Source organism: Methylomonas rivi, from assembly GCF_024505165.1.
Classification (GTDB): Bacteria; Pseudomonadota; Gammaproteobacteria; order Methylococcales; family Methylomonadaceae; genus Methylomonas; species Methylomonas rivi.
On the sequence record NZ_JANIBK010000194.1, the window covers coordinates 1 to 5588 of the forward strand.

General features: G+C 47.4%; 5 protein-coding genes. 2 read left to right on the top strand and 3 right to left on the bottom strand.

The annotated features are described in order from the left end of the window. Positions 1-149 precede the first annotated feature (149 nt). Positions 150-1034 (bottom strand): LysR family transcriptional regulator, encoded by an 885-nt coding sequence (locus NP596_RS19475; RefSeq protein WP_256617065.1) that lies wholly within the window; start codon positions 1032-1034, stop codon positions 150-152. A gap of 506 nt (positions 1035-1540) precedes the next feature. Between NP596_RS19475 and NP596_RS19480 the strand changes: the two genes are divergently transcribed. After that, positions 1541-2035 carry a helix-turn-helix domain-containing protein gene (locus NP596_RS19480; protein WP_256617066.1) on the top strand — a complete coding sequence of 165 codons (495 nt, stop codon included), beginning with the start codon at positions 1541-1543 and terminating at the stop codon, positions 2033-2035. Then, entirely contained in the window at positions 2035-2550 is a 516-nt protein-coding gene (locus NP596_RS19485; RefSeq protein ID WP_256617069.1) for an IS630 family transposase, read from the top strand. Before NP596_RS19480 ends, NP596_RS19485 begins: the two co-directional genes overlap by 1 nt. A gap of 28 nt (positions 2551-2578) precedes the next feature. Here the strand turns inward: NP596_RS19485 and NP596_RS19490 are convergent, their stop codons facing one another. Next, the gene (locus tag NP596_RS19490) at positions 2579-4858 is read right to left on the bottom strand and encodes a hypothetical protein (protein WP_256617067.1); all 2280 of its coding nucleotides are present in this window, start codon (positions 4856-4858) and stop codon (positions 2579-2581) included. Positions 4859-5320: 462 nt separating this feature from the next. Then, on the bottom strand, positions 5321-5588 hold a 268-nt coding region (locus NP596_RS19495; protein ID WP_256617068.1), incomplete at its 5' end, for a hypothetical protein.

Genomic DNA, 5588 nt, shown 5'->3' on the forward strand with positions numbered 1-5588 from the left:
GTGGCCGCCAAAATGGCCTGGCCGGATATTTTATATTTCGCCAGCGCGGCCGGCGCCTATTGCTGCACCCGAATGGGGGCAAGACCCGGCCTGCCGGACCGGGAGCAGCACGGACGGTTACTGTCGAGCTGGCGTGAGAATGCAGCGCTTTAACGCTCGAAGTAAGCCAACAAAAAATCGATAAAAGTGGTCAACTTGGCCGGGTAAAACCGCCGTTGCAGATAGGTGGCGTAAATCGCCAGCGCCGGGCGGCGGTAATCGCGCAAAATTTCCACTAATTCGCCGCTCTGCAAATAAGGCGCCACCGACAAATGCGGCGCCTGCACGATGCCCATGCCCAAGGCCGCCGCTTGGCATAGCGCCCTGCCGTTGTTGGAGGCCAATACCCAATCGGTTTTGATTTTTTTCTGCTCGCCGTCCACGTTAAACAGCCAGAAATCGCCGTGCGGCGTGTCCACGTAATGCAGACATTGGTGCCGAACCAAGTCGTCTATGGTAACGGGGTAACCTTTTTCCGCCAGATAGGCCGGCGAGGCGTAGGTACACAGCTCGGTTTCGGCAATCTTGCGCGCCACCACCCCGGGGTCCAATTTATCGGTCACCAACAACGACACGTCGAAACTGCCGTCGCGCAAATTCGGCGGTTTGTTGTCCAGACTCATCAACACCTTGACTTCCGGGAACCTCCGCAAATATTGCTCTATGGCCGGCACCATGTAAATGCCGCCGAAATCGATAGGCGCGCTGATTTTGATCTGCCCCTTGACCCTTTCGCCCAACTGGGCGGTGGACGCTTCCAGCTCGGCCAAATCCTCCAACAACTGTTTGCCGCGATTGTAGTAGGCTTCGCCGGCGCTGGTCAGATTCAGGCTGCGGGTGGTGCGATTCAACAGCACCACGCCCAGGGACGCTTCCAGTTGCGCCATGTATTTACTGATCATCATGGTCGACAGCTTCATTTCCTTGGCGACGGCGGAAAAAGTGCCCAGCTCGACAATCCGGCAAAATACCTGCATGTTGTTGAATTTATCCATAGCGGCTTACTATAAACCCAAAGTTTATATTTTCAGCACTGGCAGTCCGAAAATTGGCGCGATTCGAACCGATATAGATGTTTAATGAAACGCTACTAAGCCATTTAGAAGTCGGGTCTCGGCCCGGCAGTCGGGAATTTAACAACATGCCATCGGCTTTTTCCGCTTTGCGGTTTTTTTGAAAACAACTCGACCACATCAGTTTGAATCGCACCCGTCCAAAAGAGCGATGATTCAAACTACGGCGGTCATTTTCGCACTCAGATGTGTAGTAAACTGCAATCATTCGCCGCTGACCGGCGGTGGCCGGCCATTGGACTAACCCGCTACGCGCTATGGAGATTTAGGCGGGAATAAGCGATAGCATTTCCGGCAGAATGCGACAGTTTGCAAAAGCTTTGCCGGAAACGCCTACCGGCTTATTCCGGCCTACTTGGTTTTTTAGGTCACGGATTCAGGTATTAAGCGCTTAACAATAAATCGCCGTGCAGTAGAATAGCAGGGTTTTGAACAGAGCGATAAATAAAGGAATGCGCGTAAAACCGATTGAATTGAGCGAAACCGAACGAGAGCAACTAGAAATAATCGTCAAGAAAGGGAGTGATTGGCGAGAGCGCGAACGGGCGCAAACCATCCTGATGTTATCCGATGGTCAAACAGTGATTGCGGTTGCCGCGCATCAGGGTGTAAAGCCGGAAGCGATTCGTGAGCGGCGGCGGAAGTGGTGGAGAAACGGGCTAGCGAGCTTACCGGATCAGCCGCGCAGTGGTGCGCCGAGTAAACTAACGGACGCGAATCGCAATCAGCTCAAAGGCTGGATTGAGGCAGAACCCTTGACCTGTAGTCGACTGACGGCGGAATGCGGTGTGGCGATCAGTGCCGGTACTTTGCGAAACGAGTTGAAACGCATGGGCTATGTCTGGAAGCGCACGCGCTATAGTTTAAAAAAAAGCGAGATCCCGAGCGCTTCGAACAAGCGAGACACGATATCGCAGAACTGATCAAGCAAGCGGAAGCCGGTAATATCGAGTTAGCGTATGTGGATGAAGCCGGATTTGCGCCGCAACCACCGAATCGTTCGGTTTGGACGAAGCGCGGCGAAGTCCATGCCATTACCGCTAAACGCGCGCAGCGCATGAATGTGATCGGCGCGCTGCTGTCATCGGGGCGGCTACTGTTGACCCAACTTTGGCAGAGCGTCAATGGCCTGTGGTTCTTTGGCTTTCTGATGGCGTTGATCGAACGCGTCAGCAAGCCGATGGTGGTGATTTTGGACAATGCCTCCATTCATACCGCCAAAAAGCTGAAACCTTATTGGGATTTATTGGAAGAGAAAGGCATGCGATTTTATTTTCTGCCTCCCTACAGTCCTGAGTTGAACCGAATCGAATTGCTGTGGCATAAGATGAAATATGAATGGCTAGCTTTCAAAACATATACGCAGGATGAACTGGAACAGGCCATTGATGAAATTGGCCGTGGATTTGGCTCTAAATACACGCTAACTTTTTGCTAGGTGCTTATTTAACATAAGAAGTATAAAATTATTTTCCGATTGTGACATTAACGTTGCCGCTATTGGTTGAAGATTCTATTTTCCCATTCGCAGATTCCGAATCAGTCGATTTAACATCAATCACTTCAACTTCAATTGGTGGAGTAAATACGTATTGAGATTTATTTTTCTCTTCCCCGTTGTCTTCAGTTTTGACTGGAATTCTAAATGAAATCGGCGAATCGCCTTTAACAGAAGCGGAAAGTCGAATTTGATTGTTATTTTTCTGTCTTTTATTGATAGTCAAATTACCTTGTAGAACGATATTATCTATATCCAATTGCCCAAAATCACTTCCCAATATTAATATCTCACTGCCTTCTTCCGAAATTACTTTATCCTTTCTAGTTAGGCGTATTTTACTTGGAATTATTTCAGAAATGTAAGGTGCAGTGGGCGTGACTTTCGATTTTTTCTCCTCAATGTACTTAGGAGCCAGCAAAATATCAAGCGGAATGGCTTGGGTACTTTCCGTCGCTAAAAGATACTTCTCGCTCCACATCTTTAGCTCAAAAAATTTTTTACTGCGCATCAATGACTTGCATTCTATTGAATCGCTCTGATTGCAGGACTTATTGTCAAGGTTGTAGAATTTTTTATTTAACTCATAACCAGTTTTAATATAATCAGATGGCTCATTACTAGTAAAGTAATATCCTGGATCGTAAAAGAAATTTCCAATAGTACCCCAAAAACCATACTTTTTGGTTCTGAGCCAGTCAAAATTTTGTTTCATTGACAGTTGAGGTTCGACGAACTTCCATTTTCTTTTTTCCTTTCCATCTTGTTCTTCAACACATCTTAATATATCAGGGTCGCCCTGTTTGCATTCTTGCATACGGAAATTTAAGTCGGCTTGATCGACCCCAATTAACAACAATACTGGAAATGACTGAGGCTGTAAGATGTTGGCGGACGACTCGTTGTCCCCTTGCACATCCAAGCCTTGAAATTGAGGTGAAATCTGATATCCGAATTGGCCACCGTTAATGCTATAAGAATTGACGACAGTGTTAACCGTTTTTGTCTTACTATCGCTCTGATTAGACTGGACATATTGTTCGAAAATACTGGCTTGCCCCTCCAAATTCATTTCTTTTAGTATCCCTGCCAAAGCCAAGGCGAACTCCATGACATTACGCTCTGAATTACTCAAATCCAACGTTTGACTGACTGTTAACGGTGACACTGCAGCAACAACCGGGTGAGGCATAAATGCCTCATTTCCCGGGACAATATATTCGTTAGGAAAGTAAGAATATAAACTCTCTTGAGCAGCCTGACATTTTTCGTTTAGTAATGACGTCATGCCATTGCTTAGAGCAATTTTTTTACGCACTTCGCATGGAATTGAACCGTGCTGAACAAATCGCTCTTTAGCTTCATATCTAGCTGGGACATAACTGATACCCATTTCGCCCATCAATTTGGCGTAAAAACCTTCCCTTGTTCTCCAGCCCGGATTAACTGAGACCATGGAAGTAGCCATGAATAACATTTTGTCTTTAAATTGGTTAGCTCGTTTTAGATCACCAAGTATTCGATAGGCTGTTTCCACTGCTTTGTCGCCTGCCGCCACATGGATTGCGTCACGGTTACTGACCGAAGGAGTTATCCCGGACAATAATTCACCAGGCGATTTTACTAACGTAGTATCTTTTAACAGCGATTTAGCTTCTTCAGCTAATTTGGGGTCATTCAGTGCCGCAGGCATTGCAGTATCCATTCGCGGCGCGGCTACCGCAGCCGGCATTAGTTCTTCGAGGCATGTACCATAAGCCACCAATCTATTTTCTTTTTTATCTGGATCTGTTTCACTGAGATATTGTGTCCACCGTTCGTCACAAATCGCGGACTTTTTGGCATTGTAAAGCCTTAGGGCGGCCTGAGACTCTTGAGATTGCTGTAAATCCAATTGATATTGTTGTGAAACCATGGGGTTGTTTTTAACTTGTAGCGAACCCGCAATTACGTTGGCCATCATAAGCGCATGCGCGGCCCCGCCCTGCGTCATTGTTTTGGCGTCATTAAAATAATTCTCGCCACTTCTTTTTAAATCAAACTCAACACCATCATTGAACTGTAACATAGGGTAAGACATTACAATTTCGCCATACTCCTCATTAAGCGCGCGTAAATTATCCAAGGCGTCGGCGGCATCCTCTAAAGTTTCCTCATATTTACTTAAAGCATCTTCGGCGTAACAATTGGAAAATATTGAAAAACATAAAACAAACAACATGGAATTGCATAGTCTAATTTTTTTCATGTTTAATTCTCTTGTCAGGACAAAACAAAGCAGCGTACTTTACGATGTAGAGTTAATTGTATAGCAAGCGAATTAACTTACAAGATCATTTTCCATCGTCATAAGGTTTAAACCACCGGCTTTAGCAGTGATAATGGTATACATGGAGGTGTACTATGGAATACAGTCTGGAAGGGGTCGGTTGCGACAATTCACTCTCAAAAGCCGACATTCGGTTGTGGTGTTTCGTACAGGTGGAAATCCATTGCCTGCATTGAATCGAAACGGGTTGTTGGAATACGCAGAACAGGTTTATTCGCCACGACAACATTTTCCTGGAATCCGGCTTCTAACGCCAAACAAAGTGATCAGTCTGAAGGAACGCGTTGAAATTGCGATCATCAACGCCGCAATCCGCAATAGTGCTCGGGGCGGCATCAGAGAACATGAGCCCCATGCTTTCGGCATTTTTCGGCGCTCATATTATTTCGCGGACACCGCCGTCAACTCTACCTTAGCCGCCCGGCCCTGCCCATCCACCACCAGCACCTGAAAGTTGCCGGGTTTGGCGGGCCATAGCAGCGTAGCGCCCTCGCCGGCGAAATGGTCGTCGACAAACCAGAACAAGCGGCTGTTGCCGGCGGAAGATACCGCGCTGAATTCGATACTGCCCGCTTGCCCGGCCCGCACCGGATAGCTGACGCCGGCTTGCGGGGAGACTATTCTGGGCGGCTGGGTTGCCGCCTCGTCG